19 protein-coding genes, 1 pseudogene and 1 riboswitch are annotated in these 20,014 nt (G+C 70.0%); of the genes and pseudogenes, 5 read left to right on the top strand and 15 right to left on the bottom strand.

All coding sequences use genetic code 11. The annotated features are described in order from the left end of the window. Positions 1-396 (top strand): annotated as a pseudogene (locus ACFWF2_RS29315) (hypothetical protein); the annotation flags it as partial. Between the two features lie 32 nt (positions 397-428). After that, complete coding sequence (locus ACFWF2_RS29310; RefSeq protein WP_379310698.1) at positions 429-728, top strand: hypothetical protein; 300 nt, start codon at positions 429-431, stop codon at positions 726-728. A gap of 95 nt (positions 729-823) precedes the next feature. Here the strand turns inward: ACFWF2_RS29310 and ACFWF2_RS29305 are convergent, their stop codons facing one another. Genes ACFWF2_RS29305 through ACFWF2_RS29270 form a run of 8 tightly spaced genes read right to left on the bottom strand, consistent with a single transcriptional unit; the run spans position 824 to position 10,607 of the window. After that, positions 824-1,975 carry an LLM class flavin-dependent oxidoreductase gene (locus tag ACFWF2_RS29305; RefSeq protein ID WP_379310697.1) on the bottom strand — a complete coding sequence of 384 codons (1,152 nt, stop codon included), beginning with the start codon at positions 1,973-1,975 and terminating at the stop codon, positions 824-826. Next, positions 1,972-2,781 (bottom strand): DUF1684 domain-containing protein, encoded by an 810-nt coding sequence (locus ACFWF2_RS29300; protein WP_379310696.1) that lies wholly within the window; start codon positions 2,779-2,781, stop codon positions 1,972-1,974. The genes ACFWF2_RS29305 and ACFWF2_RS29300 overlap by 4 nt, the downstream gene beginning before the upstream one ends. Then, on the bottom strand, positions 2,778-4,145 hold the full coding sequence (locus tag ACFWF2_RS29295) for an NtaA/DmoA family FMN-dependent monooxygenase (RefSeq protein ID WP_379310695.1): 1,368 nt from the start codon (positions 4,143-4,145) through the stop codon (positions 2,778-2,780). Before ACFWF2_RS29295 ends, ACFWF2_RS29300 begins: the two co-directional genes overlap by 4 nt. Continuing rightward, positions 4,142-5,263, bottom strand: a complete 1,122-nt coding sequence (locus tag ACFWF2_RS29290; protein ID WP_379310694.1) for an LLM class flavin-dependent oxidoreductase — start codon at positions 5,261-5,263, stop codon at positions 4,142-4,144. The genes ACFWF2_RS29295 and ACFWF2_RS29290 overlap by 4 nt, the downstream gene beginning before the upstream one ends. A 4-nt stretch (positions 5,264-5,267) precedes the next feature. Further along, positions 5,268-7,010, bottom strand: a complete 1,743-nt coding sequence (locus tag ACFWF2_RS29285; protein ID WP_379310693.1) for a dipeptide ABC transporter ATP-binding protein — start codon at positions 7,008-7,010, stop codon at positions 5,268-5,270. Continuing rightward, a complete protein-coding gene (locus tag ACFWF2_RS29280; RefSeq protein ID WP_379310692.1) occupies positions 7,007-7,897 on the bottom strand; it encodes an ABC transporter permease in 891 nt (296 codons plus the stop codon). Before ACFWF2_RS29280 ends, ACFWF2_RS29285 begins: the two co-directional genes overlap by 4 nt. Positions 7,898-7,953: 56 nt before the next feature. After that, positions 7,954-8,985: an ABC transporter permease gene (locus ACFWF2_RS29275; protein ID WP_379310691.1), complete on the bottom strand. Its 1,032-nt coding sequence runs from the start codon at positions 8,983-8,985 to the stop codon at positions 7,954-7,956. A 2-nt stretch (positions 8,986-8,987) separates the two neighbouring features. Next, positions 8,988-10,607 (bottom strand): ABC transporter substrate-binding protein, encoded by a 1,620-nt coding sequence (locus ACFWF2_RS29270; protein ID WP_379310690.1) that lies wholly within the window; start codon positions 10,605-10,607, stop codon positions 8,988-8,990. Positions 10,608-10,623: 16 nt separating this feature from the next. After that, positions 10,624-10,718: riboswitch (SAM riboswitch) on the bottom strand. A gap of 211 nt (positions 10,719-10,929) precedes the next feature. Between ACFWF2_RS29270 and ACFWF2_RS29265 the strand changes: the two genes are divergently transcribed. Continuing rightward, positions 10,930-11,628 carry a hypothetical protein gene (locus ACFWF2_RS29265; RefSeq protein WP_379310689.1) on the top strand — a complete coding sequence of 233 codons (699 nt, stop codon included), beginning with the start codon at positions 10,930-10,932 and terminating at the stop codon, positions 11,626-11,628. A 176-nt stretch (positions 11,629-11,804) separates the two neighbouring features. Here ACFWF2_RS29265 and ACFWF2_RS29260 read toward each other — a convergent pair whose 3' ends face one another. The 7 genes from ACFWF2_RS29260 to ACFWF2_RS29230 form a co-directional block, all read right to left on the bottom strand. After that, positions 11,805-12,218: a DUF6892 domain-containing protein gene (locus ACFWF2_RS29260; protein ID WP_379310688.1), complete on the bottom strand. Its 414-nt coding sequence runs from the start codon at positions 12,216-12,218 to the stop codon at positions 11,805-11,807. A gap of 48 nt (positions 12,219-12,266) precedes the next feature. After that, complete coding sequence (locus ACFWF2_RS29255; RefSeq protein WP_379310687.1) at positions 12,267-13,502, bottom strand: lipase family protein; 1,236 nt, start codon at positions 13,500-13,502, stop codon at positions 12,267-12,269. Between the two features lie 212 nt (positions 13,503-13,714). After that, positions 13,715-14,887 carry a glycosyltransferase family 2 protein gene (locus ACFWF2_RS29250; protein ID WP_379310686.1) on the bottom strand — a complete coding sequence of 391 codons (1,173 nt, stop codon included), beginning with the start codon at positions 14,885-14,887 and terminating at the stop codon, positions 13,715-13,717. A gap of 1 nt (position 14,888) precedes the next feature. Beyond that, positions 14,889-15,635, bottom strand: a complete 747-nt coding sequence (locus tag ACFWF2_RS29245; RefSeq protein WP_379310699.1) for an LppM family (lipo)protein — start codon at positions 15,633-15,635, stop codon at positions 14,889-14,891. A 133-nt stretch (positions 15,636-15,768) separates the two neighbouring features. After that, on the bottom strand, positions 15,769-16,629 hold the full coding sequence (locus tag ACFWF2_RS29240) for a carotenoid biosynthesis protein (protein WP_379310685.1): 861 nt from the start codon (positions 16,627-16,629) through the stop codon (positions 15,769-15,771). Further along, the gene (locus ACFWF2_RS29235; protein ID WP_379310684.1) at positions 16,626-18,203 is read right to left on the bottom strand and encodes a phytoene desaturase family protein; all 1,578 of its coding nucleotides are present in this window, start codon (positions 18,201-18,203) and stop codon (positions 16,626-16,628) included. The genes ACFWF2_RS29240 and ACFWF2_RS29235 overlap by 4 nt, the downstream gene beginning before the upstream one ends. Beyond that, positions 18,200-18,832, bottom strand: coding sequence for a GNAT family N-acetyltransferase (locus ACFWF2_RS29230; RefSeq protein ID WP_379310683.1), 633 nt, complete (start codon positions 18,830-18,832; stop codon positions 18,200-18,202). Before ACFWF2_RS29230 ends, ACFWF2_RS29235 begins: the two co-directional genes overlap by 4 nt. A gap of 116 nt (positions 18,833-18,948) precedes the next feature. On the opposite strand from ACFWF2_RS29230, the gene ACFWF2_RS29225 reads away from it, so the two are divergent. Continuing rightward, the gene (locus ACFWF2_RS29225) at positions 18,949-19,398 is read left to right on the top strand and encodes an SAV_6107 family HEPN domain-containing protein (protein ID WP_189033687.1); all 450 of its coding nucleotides are present in this window, start codon (positions 18,949-18,951) and stop codon (positions 19,396-19,398) included. 125 nt (positions 19,399-19,523) lie between these two features. Next, positions 19,524-19,952 carry a DUF3040 domain-containing protein gene (locus tag ACFWF2_RS29220; protein WP_379310682.1) on the top strand — a complete coding sequence of 143 codons (429 nt, stop codon included), beginning with the start codon at positions 19,524-19,526 and terminating at the stop codon, positions 19,950-19,952. Positions 19,953-20,014 lie beyond the last annotated feature (62 nt).

The following is a 20,014-nucleotide window of genomic DNA, read 5'->3' as shown; positions in this document are numbered from 1 at the left end:
ATCGGGCCCAAGGAGTTCCGCGGTGACCTGGCGCTGAGTCTCCACAACGCCGACGGCGCCGCCGTGCTCGGTATCTGCGTCGAGGTCCAGCTCTCGGAGAAGCCCCACAAACAGTGGAGCTGGCCGGTATACCTGACAACTCTGCGAGCCCGATTGCGTTGCCCGGTGGTGCTTCTGGTCGTCGTGCCGAACACCAGCGTGGCCACCTGGGCGGCCAAACCGATCGACATCGGCCACCCGGGATTCGCGCTGCGTCCACTCATCGTCGGACCGGACCGGATGCCGATCGTCACCGACCCACTGGAGGCCGCATCATCGCCGGAGCGAGCAGTCCTTTCGGCCATGGCACACGGCAACGGCCCCACGCCGAGGCGGTCTTCACCGCGCTCTTGGTAGGCCTGACGAAGACCGACGACGAACGAGCACGGATGTACCATGACCTGGTCGACGAGGTGTTGTCCGAGGCGGCCAGCCGACGGTTGGAGGAACTGATGACGATGACCTACGAATACCAGGGCCGAATCGCCCGCAAATATGTCGAAGAGGGGCGTGAAGAAGGCCGCGAGGAGGGCGTCGCGGCCAGCATCATCACCGTCCTCAGCGCGCGTCGAATCGCTGTCACGGAGGATCAGCGGGCCCGGATCGAGCAGTGCCGGGATCTGGCTCAGCTCGACAGCTGGCTGCGGCGCGCGATCGACGCTGCCACGACAGCAGATCTTTTCGACTGAATCCACGCGACACTGGCGCTGCCGGGTACGGCGGGATCGCGGGAGCGGGCGGCGCTGCGGGGCCGTCGTTGCGTGACGACCCCGCAGCGAGGGGTTCAGGCCGCGCGTGCGGTGCGCAGGCCCCAGGCGTCGGCCAGGAGGCGGTGGGATTCCAGGCGGTCGGCGTGGTTGTGGGTGATGGTGGTGATCAGGAGTTCGGTGGCGTCGGTGACCTTGACCAGGGCTTCCAGGCGTTCGGTGACCGTGTCGGGGGAGCCGGCTATCTGGGCGGCGAGGCGGTCCTCGACCAGGCGGAGCTGGTCGGGGGTGAGGGGGGAAGCGGTGGTGGGGTCGAGGTATTCGCCCGCGCCGGAACCGCTGCGGATGCTGTGGACCCAGTGACCGTAGGTGCTCGCGTGGTGGCGGGCGGTGGCGTCGTCGGCGGCCACCACGACATCGGCCGACACGATCACGTGCGGTTCGGCGAGGGTGGGCGAGGGCCGGAAGGCCGCCCGGTAGGCCTCGACCGCGTCCAGTGCGGTGCCGGGGGCGACGTGATAGGCCGCCGCGAACGGCAACCCGAGCCTGCCTGCCACTTCGGCGCTCTCACCGGCCGTGCTGCCGAACAACCACAGTTCGACATCGGCCCCCTCACCCGGAACCGCGTGCAACGCAACATCATCGGACGAGGTGTAGGTGCCGTCGAGCAGGGCGCGGACCTCGGCGATCTGATCGGGGAAGTCCAGCGCCTCGGCATGCGGCTGCTGGAGCGCTTCGAGCGAGGCGACGAATTTGGACCGGTCGGTGATCCCGCGCGGGTCGAACGGCGGCGGCACCACCACACCGTCGCGGATCCGGGTGCGCCCGGTGACCGTGTCCAGCACCGGATGCCCGCCCTTGGCGGTGGACGCCTCCGCCCCGAACTGGCTGCGCCGATGCCCCGACCGGCCGAGACCCAGATCGAGCCGCCCCGGGTGCAGCGCGTCGACGGTGCCGAACGCCTCGACGATCGAGGCCGAGGTGTGATGACCCACCTGCACCGCCCCGGTACCGACGCGGATACGGGAGGTAGCCGCCGCGACCAGGGCGAGCAGGGTCAGCGAGGACGAACTGGCCACCGACACGAAATGATGTTCGGCCAGCCAATACCGGTGGTAGCCCCACTGTTCGGCGTGCTGGGCGAGATCGATCGTGTTGCGCAATGCCTGCGCGGCAGTCGACCCTTCGCTGATCGGCGCGAGGTCGAGGATCGAGAGCGGAACGGTCATAGCGCCGGATCCTGTTCTCCCGCTTCGATCGCCACCCGCAGCCGGTTCTCGGCCGGTGCCACCGGGCAGGTCGCGTAATCGGTGAACGCGCACGGCAGGTTCACCGCCCGGTTGAAGTCCAGGGTCACGGTGCCGTCGGCCTCGACCGCGCCGATCGCGAGCGACCGCGCCGCCGGGTAGGTGGTGACCCCGCTGGTGGCATCGGTGAACAGCACCCGCAGATCCGCGGGCGTGCCGAAGGCGATCAGCGTCTCCACGGCGTCGCCGATCCGGAACTCGATGGTCCCCGCCGCGCTGTGGTGGTGTTCGAGCCCGTCCACGACCGCGCCGGTGGTGACCGTGCGGGCGGTGTCGAACGGGGTGAACCGGCCGGTGACGACCCATCGCGGGTCGGCCGGATAGGCGGGGACGCCGGTGAACCCGGCCAGGGTGGGCGCGGCCGGGTCGTGCACGCGCACCGCGAACTGCCCGGAGCGCCGGATCACCTCGAAGACCCGCTCCTCGTTGAACACGCTCAGCCCCGGCGCGCCCTCGGCGGGAGTCAGAATCCGCACGCCCGCGATCCGCTCGCCCTCGACGTCGAGCCGGTCGGCGGGCTGGGCGGTGATGAACACCTTCTCGTCGGTCACCCACCAGGTGCCGGGGACGCCGTCGAGGCGTTCCGGGCTGTCGGTGAGCCAGTGCAGGCCGGCGAGGCTGAGCCAGCCGAGGGGGTCGCGCAGGCCGTCCTCGCGGGCGTCGTGCCAGCGGTGCCAGTCGTCGCTGAACGTTGTTGCGGTGCTGGTGGTGTCGACGGTGATCGTCATGACGCGCGTGCTCCTTCGGCGATGGCGGGGTGATGGGGATGACGCAGACCGAGGTGGTCGCGCAGCGTGGTGCCGGTGTAGGCGGTGCGGAAACTGCCGCGTTCCTGCAGTGCCGGCACCACCGTGTCGACGAACTCGTCGAGCCCGGCGGGTGTGAGGTGCGGGACGAGGATGAACCCGTCGGCGGCGTCGGACTGCACGTAGTGGTCGATCTGCTCGGCGACCTGGACCGGGGTGCCGATGAACTGCTGGCGGGTGGTGACCTCGATGATCAATTCGCGGATGCTGAGCTTCCCGGCTTCGGCCTGCTCCCGCCACGCCTTCGCCACGGCCAGCGGATCTTTCGCGTGCCGCACCCGGCCCCGGGTGATCTCGGTGGTGGTGTCGGGTTCGATGTCGGGCAGCGGCCCGTCGGGGTCGTAGCCGGAAAGGTCACGGCCCCAGACCTGTTCGAGGAAGGCGATCGCGGTCTGCGGGCTCACCTGCTGGTACCGGATCTCCCTGGCCCGCTCGTGCGCGTCGGCTTCGGTGTCGCCGAGGACGAAGGTGGCGGCCGGGAAGACCAGCAGCTCGTCGTGCGCGCGACCGTATTTCGCGAGCCTGCCCTTGATGTCGGCGTAGAACTTCTGGCCCGCCTCGAGGGTGCCGTGCACGGTGAAGATCGCGTCGGCGGTCTTCGCGCCGAATTCGCGCCCCTCGTCGGAATCGCCCGCTTGCAGCAACACCGGGTGCCCCTGGGGACTCGGCGGCAGGACGAACGTGCCATCGATGTCGAATTGACCACTGCGGAAAGCGGTTCCGGGCACCTCTTCGGTGAAGATGCCGCGTTCCCGGTCGACGACGAGCGCGTCGGCGGGCCAGCTGTCCCACAGTGCCCTGGTCGCTTCGACCACCTCGGCCGCGCGCCGGTAGCGCTCGCTGTGCTCCAGATAGCCACCGCGCCGGAAGTTCTCGCCGGTGAACGCGTCGGAGGAGGTGACAACATTCCAAGCCGCGCGGCCGCCGGAGAGATGATCCAGCGAGGCGAACTGCTTGGCCAGCTCGAACGGTTCGTTGTAGGTGCTGTTGATGGTGCCCGCCAGCCCGAGCCGCTCGGTGACCGCGGCGACCGCGTTGAGCACGGTGAACGTGTCCGGCCTGCCCACCACGTCGAGATCGTGGATGCGTCCTCGGTGCTCGCGCAGCCGCAGCCCCTCGGCCAGGAAGAAGAAATCGAACAGGCCGCGTTCGGCGGTGCGGGCCAGGTGCTCGAACGAGGCGAAGTCGACCTGCGACTTCGACGCCGGGTCGGCCCAGACGGTCGTGTTGTTGACGCCGGGGAAGTGCGCGGCGAGATGGACTTGCTTGCGTGGCTTCGAGGTCACAGCGCGGCTCCTTGCGTGCTCGCGTAGCGGCTGGCGGGGCGGGGGAGACCGAGGCGGTCGCGGAGGGTGCCCGGTGCGGATTCGGCCGGGGGACGAGCGGTGAGTGCCGCGAGCGTGGCGTGCAGCGCGAGCGGTCGCAGGACCACACCGTCGGCGGCGTCGGTGTGGGCGGTCTCGTCGAGGAACTCGTCGAGCGCGGTGGGGGTGCCGACGTACCGCAGCGTGGTGCCGGGGTCCTGCGCGAACCACCTGTCGAGCTCGGCGACCTCGGCGTGCGCGTGATCGGCCGAATCGGCCAGGTGGACAGGAAGATCCAGTAGCACCTGCACCGTGTCGGGATCGCGGCCCGCCGTGGCGAGGGCGGCGCGCAGCGAGATTCGGCGTTCGGCGGCGGTGGCGAGGTCGGGGGCGGAGAACCGGATGAGGTCGGCGCGGCGCACCGCGACATCGGTGGACGCTGGATCGTCGGCGCGCACGGTCACGATCGGCTGACCCTGCGGCGAGCGCGGGGTGATCGACGGACCCTTCACCGAGAAGTTCTCGCCGGCGAAGTCGATGTAGTGCAGACGATCCCGGTCGATGAACCGGCCGGTGGGTACATCGCGGATCTCGGCGCCGTCCTCCCAGCTGTCCCACAGGCGAGTCACGACCTCGACCGCTTCGTCGGCCTCGTGCCACAGCGCCGCGTCGGATTGAACATCCTTGCGGCCGAACGCCTTGGCCTGCGCGGAGCCGAGGGACACCCCGGCTTCCCAGCCCGCGCGGCCCAGGCTCGCGAAATCGAGCGCGGCGATCGCCTTGGACACGTGGAACGGTTCGGTGTGGGTGACCGGTACCTGCGGAATCAGCCCGATCCGCCCGGTGAGCGGCGCGGTACGGGCCGCGATCGCGACCGCGTCGAGCCTGCCGCGGGTCACCGCCGTGCCGCCCTCCTGCAGACCGAACGAGTCGGGCAGGAACACCGCGTCGAACCCGAGTTGTTCAGCCCGCGCGACCACCTCGGTCCAGTACCGGGCGGTGAACAGATCCTCCGCCCGCGAATCCGCACGCCGCCAGGACGCGGGATGCGTTCCGGTGCCCGCTGTTTCGATGCCGAGGAACAGTGTGGCCTTGCTCATCGGATCAGGTCCTTTCCGTCGATGCGATCGATCCGGATGCCGGGATCGCCGCGAGCAGCTCCCTGGTGTAGGCGTGCCGCGGATCGGTGAACAGGGTTGCCGTCGGCCCGATTTCGACGATGCGGCCGTTGCGCATCACCGCCACCCGGTCGCTGATCTGGCGGACGACAGCAAGGTCGTGGGAGATGAACAGGTAGCCGAGGGCCAGGTCGCGTTGCAGGCCGTCGAGCAGATCGAGGATCTGCGCCTGCACCGAGGCGTCGAGCGCCGAGACCGGTTCGTCGAGCACCAGCAGATCGGGGCGCAGAGCCAGCGCGCGGGCGATCGCCACCCGCTGCCGCTGACCACCGGACAGTTCGGCGGGCTTGCGCGTGCTGAAGTCGGCGGGCAGCGCGACCTGGTCGAGCAGCTCGGTCACGCGGCGGTCCTGCTCGGCGCGCCGTCCGACACGGTAGGCGCGCAGCGGCTCGGCGATGATGTCGCCGATCTGCCAGCGCGGGTCCAGCGACGAGTACGGGTTCTGATACACCACCTGGAAGCGCCTGCGCAGTTCGCGCAGACGACGGCGGCGCGCGGTGGTGAGGTCGTGCCCGTCGAAAGTCACCGTGCCGCTGTCGGGTTCGGTCAGACGCAAGGCGATGCGCGCGGTGGTCGACTTGCCCGACCCGGACTCACCGACCAGGGCCAGGGTCTCCCCACGATCGAGGGTGAACTCGACATCGTCGACGGCGGTGACGTCGGCGGCGTGAAATCGCTTGTGCAGGGCGTGCACCGAGAGCAGCGGCGACTCGGCGCGGGCGCGGGGCGGACGGAACCCGGTGGGCGCGAGTGCGGGCGATGCCGCCAGCAGACGTCGCGTGTAGGGATGCGCCGGACGGGAGAGAACCTGGGCAGTCGGCCCGGATTCGACGACCTCACCCTGGGCGAGCACCACGAGTCGATCGGCCCGCTCGGCGGCCACGGCCAGATCGTGGGTGATCAGCAGCACCGCCGTGCCGCGTGCCGCGATCCGCTCGGCCAGCCGATCCAGCACCTGCCGTGCGACCGTCGCGTCGAGCGCGCTGGTCGGCTCGTCGGCGATGATCAGCTCCGGCCCGCAGGCCAGCGCGATCGCGATCAGCACCCGCTGACGCTGCCCGCCGGACAGCTCGTGCGGATACTGCCGCGCGCGGATCTCCGGCCGGTCCAGCCCGACCTCTTCGAGCAGGTCCAGTGCCTGCAACCGGGCGCCGCGCCGATCCGCCAGGCGATGCACCAGCAGCGCTTCCGCGACCTGATCGCCCACCCGCAGGACAGGATTCAGCGACAGGCCCGGATCCTGGGGGACGAAGCCGACTCGCGCGCCGCGTAGTTGACGCAGCGCCTTCTCGTCCGTCGGATCGACCGGCTCGCCGGCGAATTCGACACTGCCCGAGACGATTCGCGCGGAATCACCGAGCAAGCCGATCACCGCGTGCGCCAAGGTGGACTTCCCCGAGCCGGATTCGCCGACCAGCGCCACCACCTCGCCGCGCTCGACCTCGATCGAGGCGCCGCGCAGGGCGTCGACCGGCCCTGAGCTCGATCGGTAGGCGATGTGCAGGTCAGCCACGCGTAGCAGCGGCCCTGTCTGGTCACGACCACGCAGGACACCCGCCGATCGCTCCGTTGTCGCCGACGACTCGGACCTCGACCGGCTTGGCGAGACATTCGCGTGGTCGGTGGCCTGTTCGCCGCCGGGTCCGGTCGACGATTCGTTCGCACTCATCGCTTCTCCGCCTTCCCCGCGAAACGACCGAGACGCTGTGCCGACAGCACGACGGCGACGATGACCAGACCCGGCAGGGTGGTCAGCCACCACGCCGACGCCAGGAAATTGCGGCCCTCCGAGATCAGCGAACCCCACTCGGGGGTGGGCGGTTTGGTGCCGTAGCCGAGGAAGCTCAGCGAGGACACCGCCAGCACCGCCATCCCGAATTCCACGGCGGCCAGCGCCAGGACCGGCTGAAACGAGTTCGGCAGGATGTGCCGGGCGAGAACCGTGTACCAGCGCACCCCCGACGCGTGTGCCGCTTCGACATACGGCGCGTGCCGCACCCGCAGCACCTCCGAACGCATGACCCTGGCGAAGTTCGCGATCAGCGAGATGCCCACGGCGAGAGCGACATTGCGGGTGCCGAAGCCGAGCGCGGTCACCAGTGCCAGTGAGAGCAGCAGTGCTGGGATCGACAGCAGGACGTCGACCACCCGCATGATCGTGGTGTCGACGATGCCGCCCGCCGCGCCGGACAGCAGCCCGAGCAGCGAGCCGACCACCAGTGCGATGCCGACCGCTGTCAGTGTCGCGGTCAGTGAGAGACCGGCGCCGTGCACCACCCGCGTGTAGAGATCGCGGCCGAGATTGTCGGTGCCGAACCAGTGCGCCGCGCTGGGAGCCTGGAACTTCTCCGCGGGCACGCCGGTCAGCGGGTCGCCGGGGGCGAAGACCGACGGCGCTACCGCCCATCCGATCGCGACGGCGAGCACCACGACCGCGACCAGCAGGCCCAGATGGGCCCGAACCCACCGTGCGATCTCGGTGGCCCGGACAGTACTGTCGTCTGCCACTTCGGGTCTTTCGGCGACCGATCCACGGCGCACGAGGAGGTCAACCATGGTCGTTCCCTTCGGTATCGATGGTGGTCCCGGCGGCGTCCTGAGGCCGCATGACCTCAGGCACCGTGCACCGCCTTCGCGGCGACATCGGCCTTCGTGTCCGGGAGTTCGGTGCTGTCACCGGGCCTGGTGTTCGTCTTCGCGCGCTGCCACCTGCTACCGGTGATCCGTGGATCGAGCAGGGGATACAGCAGATCGACCGTCAGATTCACGACGACGAAGATCAGCGCCGACAGCAGCACCACGCCCTGCACGACGGGGATGTCCTGGTTGAGCACGGAGGTCTGGGTCAGCCTGCCGACACCGGCGCGGGCGAACACCGATTCCACCACCACCGACCCGGCCAGCACGGTGCCAACCAGCACACCGGCGATGGTGAACGCGGGCACGCTGGCCAGCCGGGCGACGTGGCGCCGCTGCACCCACCACCGCGAGGCGCCCTTGGCGAGCGCGACCTCGGTGAACGGCTGCCGCCAGGTCTGTTCCAGCCCGGCGGCGAGTACCTGGGCGATCACCGCACCGATCGGCAGTGCCAGGGTGAGCGCGGGCAGCAGGGTCCCGCGCAGTCCCGTCCCGCCGAAGGCCGGAAACCAGTGCAGCCGAAACGAGAACAGCTGCAACAGGATCAGACCGGTCCAGAACGTCGGCACCGAAACAGCCAGCGGTGGTAGGGCACTGAGCGTATTGCGCAGCCACGGCCGCCGCGTGTAGGTGGCGGCGAACGCCAGTGCGGTGCCGCCGATCGCGGCGAACACCAGGGCTAGCAGCGCCAATCCGAGAGTCGGGGGCAGGGCGTCGCCGAGCGCTTCGGTCACGGGCTGACCGGTGCTGATGGACCGCCCGAGGTCACCGCTGACCGCATTGCCGAGCGCGGTCACATACTGCTCCCACAGCGGCTTGTCCAAGCCGTAGCGGGCCTGCAGTTCCGCGATCGCCACCTTGTCGACGACGGTGCCGGGCCCACCGCCGTCGGCGGCCATCGACACCGGATCCGCAGGCAGCAGGTAGAGCACGACGAAGGAGATGGTGAACGCCGCCCACAACACCCAGATCGCCTGCAGTATCCGGGAACCCACGTATCGGCTCATGATCAGCGCCCGCTCAGCCAGGTGTCGAAGAACTGCAGCCGGGCCGAGGCCTCGAACTTCAGATCCTGGGTGGTCGCGGCCGCGCCGATCGCCTGGGACAGCTCGACGGTGGGGATGTAGAGGCCGTTGTCGAGGATCTGCTGCTGCGCGGTCTTGATCAGCGTCGCCCGTGCGGCCGGATCATTGGCGGCCAGCTGCTTGTCCAGGGTCTCGTCCAGCGCCGGGATCGGTCCGCGGGCATTGAGGTTGCGACCGGTGATCGAGAAGGACGTGCGCAGGATGTCGCCGTCGGCGCGGGTGGAATTGCCGTAGGTGGCGTCGTAGTCCTTGGAGTTCATCTTGGCGGTCCACTCCGGCAGCGACACCAGGTCGAGTGTCAGGTCGACGCCCACCTGGCGAAGCTGCTGCTGCACCAGCTCCAGGATCGCCTGGTTGCCCGCGAACACCTGGCTGAACGTCACCGAGAAGCTCAGGCGCTCACCGTTCTTCGTGCGGATGCCGTCGGCGCCGGAAACCCAGCCTGCCTGGTCGAGAATCGACTTCGCCTTGGCCGGGTCGTGGGGAAGTTGTGCCGAGAGATCCGCGTACGCGGGTGTCGCCGAGGCAAGCGTCGAGGTCGCGACCTTGAACTGCGGGCCGAGCACGGTGTCGACGAGCTGCTTGCGGTCCAGCGCCGGCAGCAGTGCCTGGCGCACCGCCGGATCGCGCAGCGGGCCACGAGTCACGTTGGGGTGCAGGCCGAACGGCGTGCCGGGGTTGGACGTGGACAGCACCTGGCCGCCGACGGCCTCGATCTGCGGTGCGTCCTGGGGCAGCGCGTCACTGATCGCGTCGAGCTGACCGGAGACGAGACTGCCGGTGCGCACCCCGGATTCGGGGACGACGGTGAACTCGATCCGGTCCAGGTACGCCTCGCCCTGATGCCCGAATACCGCCGATCCCCAGTGGTATCCGGCCCGCTTCGCCAGCGTCACCGAGACGTCCTGCTTGTAGCCGGCGTAGGTGAACGGCCCGCTGCCGATATTGTCGCCTGCGCACCTGGCCTCGGCCGGTTTGGCATTGGTCGCCTTGGCGAGTATTCCGAGCTGTGGTGTGGAGGAGGCCTGCAGGAACTGCGCGTTGGGCTGGCTGAATTCCACTCGGGCGGTGAGCTTGTCGACCGCGGTCGTGCCGACGTAGTTGGTGAGGTAGCTCGTGCCGAGCGGCGCCTTCGCGCCACCGAGTTTCACGATCGCGTCGAAGGTGTCGCGCACCGAGTCCGCGGTGACCGGCGTGCCGTCGCTGAAGGTGACGCCGTCGGCGAGCGTGAACGTGAACACCTTCGCGTCGGAGCTGACCTCCCAGCTGGTGGCCAGCCACGGCGTGATCGCGCCGGTCTTCGGGTCCTGATCGGTGAGCGAGTCGACGATCTGACGGGCGACGTAGATGGACTGGTTCGAGCCCGCCTGCGCCGGATCCGAGCACGACGGCGCCTGCGACAGGCCGTAGCGCAGCGTGCCGCCGGGCTGGGGCGGACCGGCCTGCCCACCCGAGCCTGCGCTGTCGCTACCGCACGCGACCACGGAGGTGGCGACGGCGAGAACGCCGGCGACAGCGGCGAGACGATGACGGGGACCGATCACGGGGTGCACTTTCTTCCTTCCATCGAACCCGGCGGAAGCACCCACACCCGGGGAACGGGCGGGTTGCTGCGACGTCGTCGAGCCGGGTCTCTCGGTCGCTCTGGATGGTTGTGACCGGCCGCAGGGGCCGGTACCGAATCAGCATGTGGCACTGGCGGGATCCTTCACAACGGTAAGGATCAGCGTGAGCGCAGAGCTTGGAACGCGGGGCGTACTCGGGCACACTGTGCGACGCGCCGACGGCTCGGTGCCATTCACCTGCGCGGATTACGCCCGGTACGGGAGTAGCGTCGGATGTCTTCGCGTCCATGAGGAGTGCGCCGTGACCGAGCCGCGTCGTTTCACCACACTGACCACGCTGGCGGCCTGTGCCGCCGCGCTGCTACTGGCCGCGCCTACCGCGGCGGCGGCGCCCGAGGTAACCAGGGATGCGCCGGCGGCGCAGACGGCGGCTCCGGGCGACCTGCTCGGCGCGTATCAGACCGTCGTCGACACCCTCGAAGCGCTCGGCGTCCAGCCGTTCCTGTATCCGACGGTCGCCGCGAACTGCGCCGGTGACGACCTCGGCCTGATCCCCGCCGTCGCGGGTGCGGTCCCTGGCCCGTGGCCGGCGAATACCGTCCAGGTCCCCGGCCTCGACCTCACCGCCGTGAAGTCCGGCCAGACGATGTTCACCTTCCTGCCCTACGGCCTGTCGCCGGACACGGCCACCACCAAGACCTCCGGCATGCAGGTGGCCTGGCTCAACATCAGCACCGGCCGCGGTGGTCTGGCCTCGATGGGCTCGATCACCGACATCGTCCGCGCGATGGTCCCGCCCGAGGTACCCGTCGAACTGCGCCCCCTCGCCGAAACCGCCATCCGCGACTTCCTGTTCACCGCCATCCCCGTCGGCGGAGTGCGGGCGGTCCCCGTCGACACCGGCCACGGCACCGTCCTGGCCGCCGTCTTCGGCACCACCGACAACGCGGGCCGCTCCTGCTTCTTCTTCCCGACCGTCGGGATCACCGAAGTCCCCTGATCGTCTCAGTCCGCCCGCGCCGCTCGACGTTCTCGGCATGGACCTCTCCGCTGCCGTCGCCTGGCGAGGTCATGGGGCATGGCGGGCGGCCAGTCCCGATGCCAGATGACGTGGCCGCTCTCGCTGCCCCCGACTACACGGCCATGCGCGACTCACTCGAAACCACCCACCGGGACTTACCAGCCGTGCACCGCCACGCCGCGTGCCCGCAGCGCACCGACCACACTGCGCCACTCCTCGTTGTCCTGTGCCTTGAAACCGTTGAAGATCACCAGCTCGGTCAGCGCGGGCAGAGCGGCGATGACACCGACGTCACGATTCTGGATGCCCGAATCCAGTCTGAGGCGCTGTAGCCTGGTCAACCCCGCAAGCGGGGCGAGACTGGTGGCTTCGACCATCGAGTTGAGATCGAGATCTTCGAGTGCCGCACAGTAGGCGATCCCGTCCAGGTTCGTGATCGAGAAATGCCTGCCGAAGTGCCACCACCCGGGGTAGAGCTGATAGACCTCACGATCGCCGTCCAGACACAGGTCAGTCTCGTCGAGCAGCGCGAGTCGAAGGTTGCGGTCAGCCAGTTCGATAATCGCCATCAGCGAAGCGTACGGGCCCCGGAGCCTCGACCAGCATGGTCCCAGATCTCAGCAGGCGACGGGCGCAGGCTCTCCGCGAACCCGTCCGTCGAGCCACTGCAGTACCGCGGGGGCGCCCGCGACAGCCGCGGACAAATGCTCGACCGAGGGCACCCACAGCGTCTGCAACCGTACCCCCGCCGCGCACCAGCGGCGGTTGGTGTTGTTGATGGCGTCGACCGGAATCAACGGGTCGGTCGGCGAATGCCATTCGAACATAGGTATTTCCGGTACCCCGGCGTAGAGCTCCAGACTGTTCTGCTCCACCACCGACCGGGCGTCGGGGCTGTCGAAGATCGAGGAGTTGGTGACGTACTCGCGAGCGCTGCCGTTGGCGCCCATGGCGAGGATGGTGTTGGTGCAGCTGTTGGCCATTGCGTCACGAAGTGCGAGGCCACGCGGATTGAGATACGCGCTGATGGGCACCTGGTCCGGATACTCCCGCTCCAGACCGATCGCCGTCGCCATGGCCAGCCCGAAGGCCGGGTGCGGGTCAAAGCCCAGAGCCTGCGCCATCGTCACCAGGTTCACCGGGACGCCACCGATGGCCGCGCCCGCGAGCTCGAGCTCCGGTGCGTACGACGGCTGCAGCGCTGCCGCCCATGCGGTGGCCATGCCGCCACCGGAGTAGCCGGTCATCACCACTGGGCTGTGCTGCACGGCGAGTACGGGCAGCCGTTTCGCCGCCCGGATGCCATCCAAGACGATCTGGCCACCCAAACGCGCGGCTCCCATGGCGAACTCAGGTCCGAGATGATCCGGCAGTGCGACACTCCAACCCTGCTGCAGCACGACGTTCAAGATCGGCGTCGTCGCCACCAGATTCAGGTCGCTGTTGTACAGCATGTGCGATACCCCGCAGCCGGTGCCGAGCGCATTGATGAAGTGCTGATACGACAGCAACGGCCCGTCGGGCCGATGGCCGGCGGGGGTCAGGATCGTGGTAGTCGCCGCGATCGGCGCACCGTGCGAATCGGTGGACCGGTACTTGACCAATGTGACGGTGGCGCCGGGGAAGAGGGGCAGCGGCGGCTGCGCCCGCATGTCGAGCACATCACCGGGGCGGTACCCCGCCAAATCCGCCGGGGCGGCGTAGAACGGGTCCGGATCGGAATGCGGGTACAACGGTTCCGCGGTTGCCGTCGTCGCGAGCAGCAGCGCGAGTGGGGCACCGCCGAATGCACCGAGGACGCGGGTCCAACCGCTGCCTCGGCTACCGAGGAACGCAAGAAACGGACGCTTCACGACCTTGACCTCCACTGGTTGTGCGGGGCAATTCGTCGACCAGCCAGGCGGTATTCAATCGCTACCGCCGGCAAACTACCAGCGACACGCCGAAACGGGGCCGAATGCGCGAAAATGACACTGCGCATGCGATGTGACAGCTCGGAAGTGGTCGACTGGGTCCAGTGTCAGGCTGCCCACTGGTCCACCACATCCGTGCTGACACGGAACCGTCAGGCGCGCCGCGCGGTCGTGGTTTGCGGGGCGACGAGGGGGCGTTGTTTCCAGTGCAGTCTGCCGGTGCGGTGGTGGTGGTGCGAGCGTGTCCACAGGATCAGGTAGTGGGCTACGCCCAGGGGGTGGGCCACCGCCGACGTGATGTCGGCGGGAGTGGGTGCGCGGCGGGTTTCGGTGCTGCGGGCGGCGAGTCGGCCCGCTACCGCGGTGAGGTAGCCCAGCAGGCCGGCGCGGCGGGTCCGGCCTCGACCGCAGAGGGCGGCGAGTGGGGGGATCCAATAGGCAAGGGCGGCAAGGGCTCCGATCGCGGCGCCCGCGTCGATCCGGCCGCCGTAGGCCGACCAGAGCCAGCGGGTGTAGCCGTCGGTGAGTTCGCCTGCGCCGGTGTACATCCGGGTGCTCGCTGCCGGACCGGCCGTCACCAGGGCGGTGCCGTGGCCCGCGCGGCGCAGAGCTCTGGCCAGGTCGAGGTCCTCGGTGGCGCTGGCGGCGACGGCGGCGTGACCGCCGCCCGCGCGATAGGCCTCGGCGTCGACGGCGAGGAACTGCCCGCACGCGACCGCGGTCGACGGGCGCAGGCTGTGGTTGGCCGGGCCGAGCGGCAGCGTCGAGGCCCACGACCAGGCGAGCAGCGGCTGGACCAGGCGCTCGGCGGTCGTCCCCGACTCCTGCACCGGCCAGGCCGACACCAGACCGGCTGCGCGCCTGCGCAATTCGGTGACGGCGGCGGCGACGGCGTGTGGGGCGAGGCGGACGTCGGCGTCGACGAAGACCAGGGCCGCCGCGTCGGTGCGGGCGGCGAGGCGGGCGCAGGCGGCGGCCTTGCCGGTCCAGCCGGGGGCCGGGTGGGCGGCCGAGCGGAGCACGCTGAAGCGGTCGTCGTCGCCGATCGCGGCGAGGGCGGCCTCGTAGGTGTTGTCGGTGGAGGCGTCGTCGAGAATGAGCACCCGCAGGCGCGGTACGCCGGTCTGGGCGCGCAGGTCGGCGATCAGGTCGGGCAGGCGGTCGGCTTCGTCGCGGGCGGGCACGCACACCGTCACGGGTTCGATCACGCCGGCGACCCGGCGCGGCAGGGTGCGCAACGTGACCAGGTTGTAGGCGGCGGTGGTCGCGCCCAGCGCGGCCAGACCGGTGCCTGCCCAGGTCAGGTAGCGGACCGCCGCGCCCATGTCAGCGGCCCAGCCTGCGGCTGGTGATCTCGCGCCACATCTCCTGTGGCGAGAAACCGCCGCGCGGCGCGTTCGGCGGGCCGGGATTGCGGTCGCGGAAGGCCAGGCCCGCGACGAGCGCGGCGACGGCGAGGGTGATGCCGCCGACGATGCCTGCCCAGCCCGCGAACGAGCGAGTGTTCGGGTCGGCGTACTTCACCTCGGCGCGCAGGGTCGAGACCTCACCGGCGGGCAGCTTCCACGACACGGTGCTGTCGCCCTCGCGGGTGCCGTTGGTCTTGGCGACGCGCGCCGGGAACGCGATGGAGAACTGCACGTCCGAGCCGTGCGGCGGCACCGACTCCAGGTCGACGCGGCCGGTGAGGCTCACCAGGTCGCCGTTGCGCTGGAACTCCAGGGTGAACATGCCCTGGGTCTGATCCGACAGGCCGCCGAGCTGGCCGACCTCGCCGAAGGACAGGTCGTCGAAGAACACCTGCGTGCCGACGTACCCGTCCTGGTCGTAGGTCTCGACGCGGACCTTGGCCGCCACCGAATCGGGCGCCTTCAGCTGCGGACCCTTGTCGTCGGGGCCGGTCGGCACGACGGCGGCGACGATCCGCCCCGACACCCGGTCGTTGGACGACACGCCCATCGACACCTGCACGCGCAGGCACCCGGCCAGCGCGGGCACCAGCAGTGCCAGCAGGACGGCGACGGCCGCGACGCGCCGCGCGGGCCCATGACGACGCGGCGAAGGAGTGGGCATGTCGGCGACGAGACTCGGCTGCACGGTTGACATCGTGCCAGGCCCGGGCCCGAGAACACACACGACGGGCCCACCAGGTCGCGCGGACCCGTGCCGAACAGGCATTTCGCCCATGATTCCGGGCCGTGGCGCCTCAGCTCGCGCGGTCCGCGGCACTTTCGCGCGATCGGGCACGCAGCAGGAGCGGTATGCCGAGCGACGCCAGGCCGAGGAAACCCCAGATCGCGGAGGCGGGCAGTCCGAGGAAGACCGCGTGCGCGAGCGTCGAGCCGAGCCAGGTCCACACGAACACGGCCACCGGGACCGCCACCGACGGGTCACGGGCAGGCGGCACCTGCCGGTCCAGCACGGTGAGCAGCAGCGCCATCAACGCGGCGACCAGCGCCCAGCCGAGGTAGTTGGTGTACGGGATCTGCGGGAGACCGGGCAGCCCCGCGTCGGTGACCCGCCAGGTCCACTGGCCGTCGGCCACCATCTGCGGATCCAGGAACAGATCCCAGCCGACCGCACCAACGACGAACAGCCCGGCGCGTCGCACGGCCGCCCCGAGGCTCGCGTCTCGGTGCACGATCAGACCCGCGACGATCCAGATCGGGTAGAGCCCGCCGGTCCAGGCCAGCGGGACGACCAGCGGAACCTCGGCGAGCGCGGGCCCGATCCGGTCGACGGCGTAGGCGTAGCCGCCGAACGGGAACCCGGTGGCCGTACCGATGGTCTCGGCGGTGAGCCCGAGCCCGGAGACGATGACGAAGAACCCGGTGGCCCAGCGCCATCCGCGGGTCGTCGCCGCGTGCAGGAGGGCGGTCGCCGCCGAGAGCACCACGACGACGATCGTGATCCGATCGCGGATCGTGCCCGCGCTCAACGGATAGGCGATCTGGACCAGTACCAGCAGAATCGCGGTGGCGGTCGGCAGCGCGCGCTGCGGATCGGCGCGCAGCCAACGACAGAACGCCTCGGCGCCGTAGCCGAACCGGTTCGCGAGTGGCCTCATCGTCTGTGCGGTAGCGAGAACCGGCGGGTCCGGCGATCGCCGAGAACAAGCCGCGCGGCGCTGCGTCCACTGGCACCGGACACTCCGCCGCCGGGATGGGTGGACGCGCCTGTCAGATACAGGCCGGGAGCACCCGGGACGCGCTGACCCGACAGCTCAGGCAGCGGCCGCCACAGCATCATCTGGTCGAGCGACATCTCCACATGCATGACATTGCCGCCGCGAAGTCCCATCTCGCGTTCGAGATCGACCGGGGTCTGCACGAACCGCTGCCGCACCGAGGACGCGAATCCCGGTGCGTACCGGTCGACCTCGGCGATGATCCGATCCGCCTCGTGCTCGGCGTGTGCTGCCCAGTCGCTGCCGTCGGCGAGCTCGTAGGGGTGCCACTGCGCCCACAGTGATAGCTGATGTTCGCCGGGCGGCGCGATGGTGGGGTCGAGTGCGCTGAAACTCATCGCCAGCACCACCGGCCGCGGCGGCAGCGAACCGGCCAGTGCCGCGCCGTGGGCCATACGCAGCTGATTCCGGTCCGAGACGAGGAATTGCAGGCCACGGGCGGATTCGGCGGGGGAGGCACCGGGGTATTCCGGTAGCCGGTCGGTGGCCAGACGCACCACCATGCCGATGCCGGGGCCGACCCGGATCCGGCGCTGCCAGTCGTCGAGGGTGCCGGCGTCGAAACCGCCCGCGCGCAGCAGATCCAGGGTGGCCAGGATGTGGGAGCCGGCGACCACGGTGTCGGCGTGCAGGTTTCGGCCGGATTCGGTGGTCACCTGCCAGCCGCCGCCGGTGCGGCGCAGCGCGGTGACGGCGTCACCGGTGTGCAGTTCACCGCCGTCGGAGCGCAGCCGGGCGATCAGGGCGGCGCACAGCGCCCCACTTCCCCCCACGGCACGGCCCGGCGGCAGGGTGTGCATGAGTGCGGCGAAACCGGCCATCGGCGCCGAGCCGGGTTCCGACATCGGTGGGCCCGACTGCGCGCCGAACCAGGCCAGCGACGCCTTGAGCCGTTCGTCGTCGAACCAGTAGTCCAGCAGCGCGTCACCGGACTGCAGGAACTCCCGCGACAGCGCGCTGCCGCCGTCGCGCGCGTCCAGCCCCCAGAACGAGCGCAGCAGCCTGCCCGGCGTCGGCGGACCACCGAAGGACCGCATCACCCGCGCGCTGCGCTCACCCCACACCGCGACGAATCGGCGATAGGCGTCGGCGTCGCGTGTACCGCAGGCCGCGGCGATCGAGGCGCAGGTCAGGTCGAGATCGCGATGGAAGACGATCGGCGGGCGGACGCCGTCGGACGGCGTGAAACCCCAGGGATCGCAGTCGATGTAGCGCAACCCGAATCGCTCGAGCTCGAGCTCCTCGATGATCCCGGTGTGCCGGATCATGATGTGCGCCGAGGACCCGCGATCCACCAGATGACCGGGGAACCGCTCGACCGTCGACACCGCGCCCCCGGGCACCTCGTCGCGCTCCAGCACCTGCACCCGCTGCCCGGCCCGCGCCAGATAGCAGGCGGCGACCAGCGCGTTGTGACCGGAACCGACGACGACCGTCGTTCCCGCCGACCTCACGCTCGGCTGCCGGACGCGGGCAGCGGCAGCCGCCGCCCCAGGATGGCGAACGGTCTGGTGTCGCCCGCGAACACGAAATCGCGGATCACATCGGTGAATCCGGCCCGCCGGTACAACCGCCACGCCCGGTTGGCCTCCTCGGGCACCTCCGGCGTCGACAGCAGCACGGCCGCCTCCGGCCGATCCGCCAGCAGGCGCTCGAGCAGCGTCGACCCGATCCCGCGACCCTGCGCGGTGGGGTGCACGTGCAGCTCGGTGAGCTCGAAATAGTCGGCGAGCAGGTCGCGGGCGGCCGCTTCCGGCCAGCCGCACCGGCGCATTCCGGTATGCACCTGCTGATGCCACCACTGGCGCGGTGCGCCGCTGTAGCCGTAGGCGATCGCGACGATCGGGGCGGTGCGCAGGTCGACCGAACCCGAGTCGTCGGGGAGCAGGGCGGCCACGGCGCGCCAACCCGCGCGGGTGGTGTGCTCGGTCCACATCGGCGCGCGGTGGTGTTCGGTGCCGCGGGGATAGTCCATCGCGGCGACATACACCGAGAGGGCGTCGTGCAGGCGCGACCGCAGGGCGGCGACGGTGAGGTCGACGACGACGGGTGCGGGGGTGTGATTGGGCTTGACGGCTGTCATGGCTCTCGTCGATGGCGCGCAGGCGCGGAAGTTGTCGGTGGGTGTCCCTATATTCAATCTCAATTCAAACGTTCGAATGCTTGTTCGATCTGTGCGAGGGGCGAAAGGGGCAGCAGATGGCTGGTCGCAACGATGGTCGGGAGCACGCGGGGCACGACGGTCGCGCGGGCGGTCTGCTACGTCAGGCCGACGCCTTGCTCACCGATTCGGCCTGGGAACACGAGCCGGGCGAGCGATTCCGCACCGCCTACCTGGCCGCCCTGCGTGGAGCGGGCGCCATGATCGCGCTCACCGGCGCCGACCGGGCGCCGCGGGCCAGGTCGCGCAGCGCGTGGGTATTGCTGAGACGCGCGACACCCGAGTTCGCGATGTGGGCGGATTACTTCGAGGCCCATTCGCAGCTGCGGGCCGATCTGGAGGCCGGATTGGACCGCGCGATCACCGACACCCGAGCCGACGAGTTCTGTTCACGGGTCGGCGCATTCCTCTACGACGTCGACGATGCGCTGGTCGCCGCGGCCAAGACACGCCCGCAGCCGAGTCGCGACCGGGACATGACTGCTTAGTTATCACCGAGTAGGTGGTACGGCTTCGATCGAACTCGTATCATGGGGAGCAGATAGCCGCCAAGGTCGGCTACCCGTCGCCTACCCGGAGGCGACCAGCCACGCCTAGTGCCGGGGGAGGTACCGTGCCACTCTCCGAGCACGAGCAGCGCATGCTCGAACAGATCGAGAGCGCTCTCTATGCTGAGGATCCGAAGTTCGCCTCGTCCGTCCGCGGCGGACGACTTCGCTCCACGTCGAGTCGACGCAGACTGCAAGCCGCGGCGTTGTTCGCCATCGGCCTGTTCCTGCTCGTCGCCGGCATCGCCGCCCCGTTCAAGCCGGGCGGTTTCCCGATCATCAGTCTCGTCGGCTTCATCGCCATGTTCGGTGCGGGCGTCCTGCTCATGATCGGCAACTCGCGCAGGTCCGCTCGTCCGGACTCGACCGAGACTCCCGCCGCGGGCAGTGGCCCGTCGGGTGGCTCGACCGGGCGCGGTAACCGCCCCCGCAAGTCGGGCGGCTTCTCCGAGCGGATGGAGGATCGGTTCCGCCGAAGGTTCGAGCAGGAGTAGCTCGGCTGTAGCCGGAGCGTAACGGCATCGAAGGCGGCGCCGCACCCGATGGGGTGCGGCGC

Origin of the sequence: Nocardia sp. NPDC060259 (genome assembly GCF_042728775.1) — a bacterium.
In the GTDB taxonomy this organism is placed as follows: domain Bacteria; phylum Actinomycetota; class Actinomycetes; order Mycobacteriales; family Mycobacteriaceae; genus Nocardia.
Note: the sequence above shows the minus strand (reverse complement) of the source record. Positions and strands in the feature narration are given on the sequence as shown.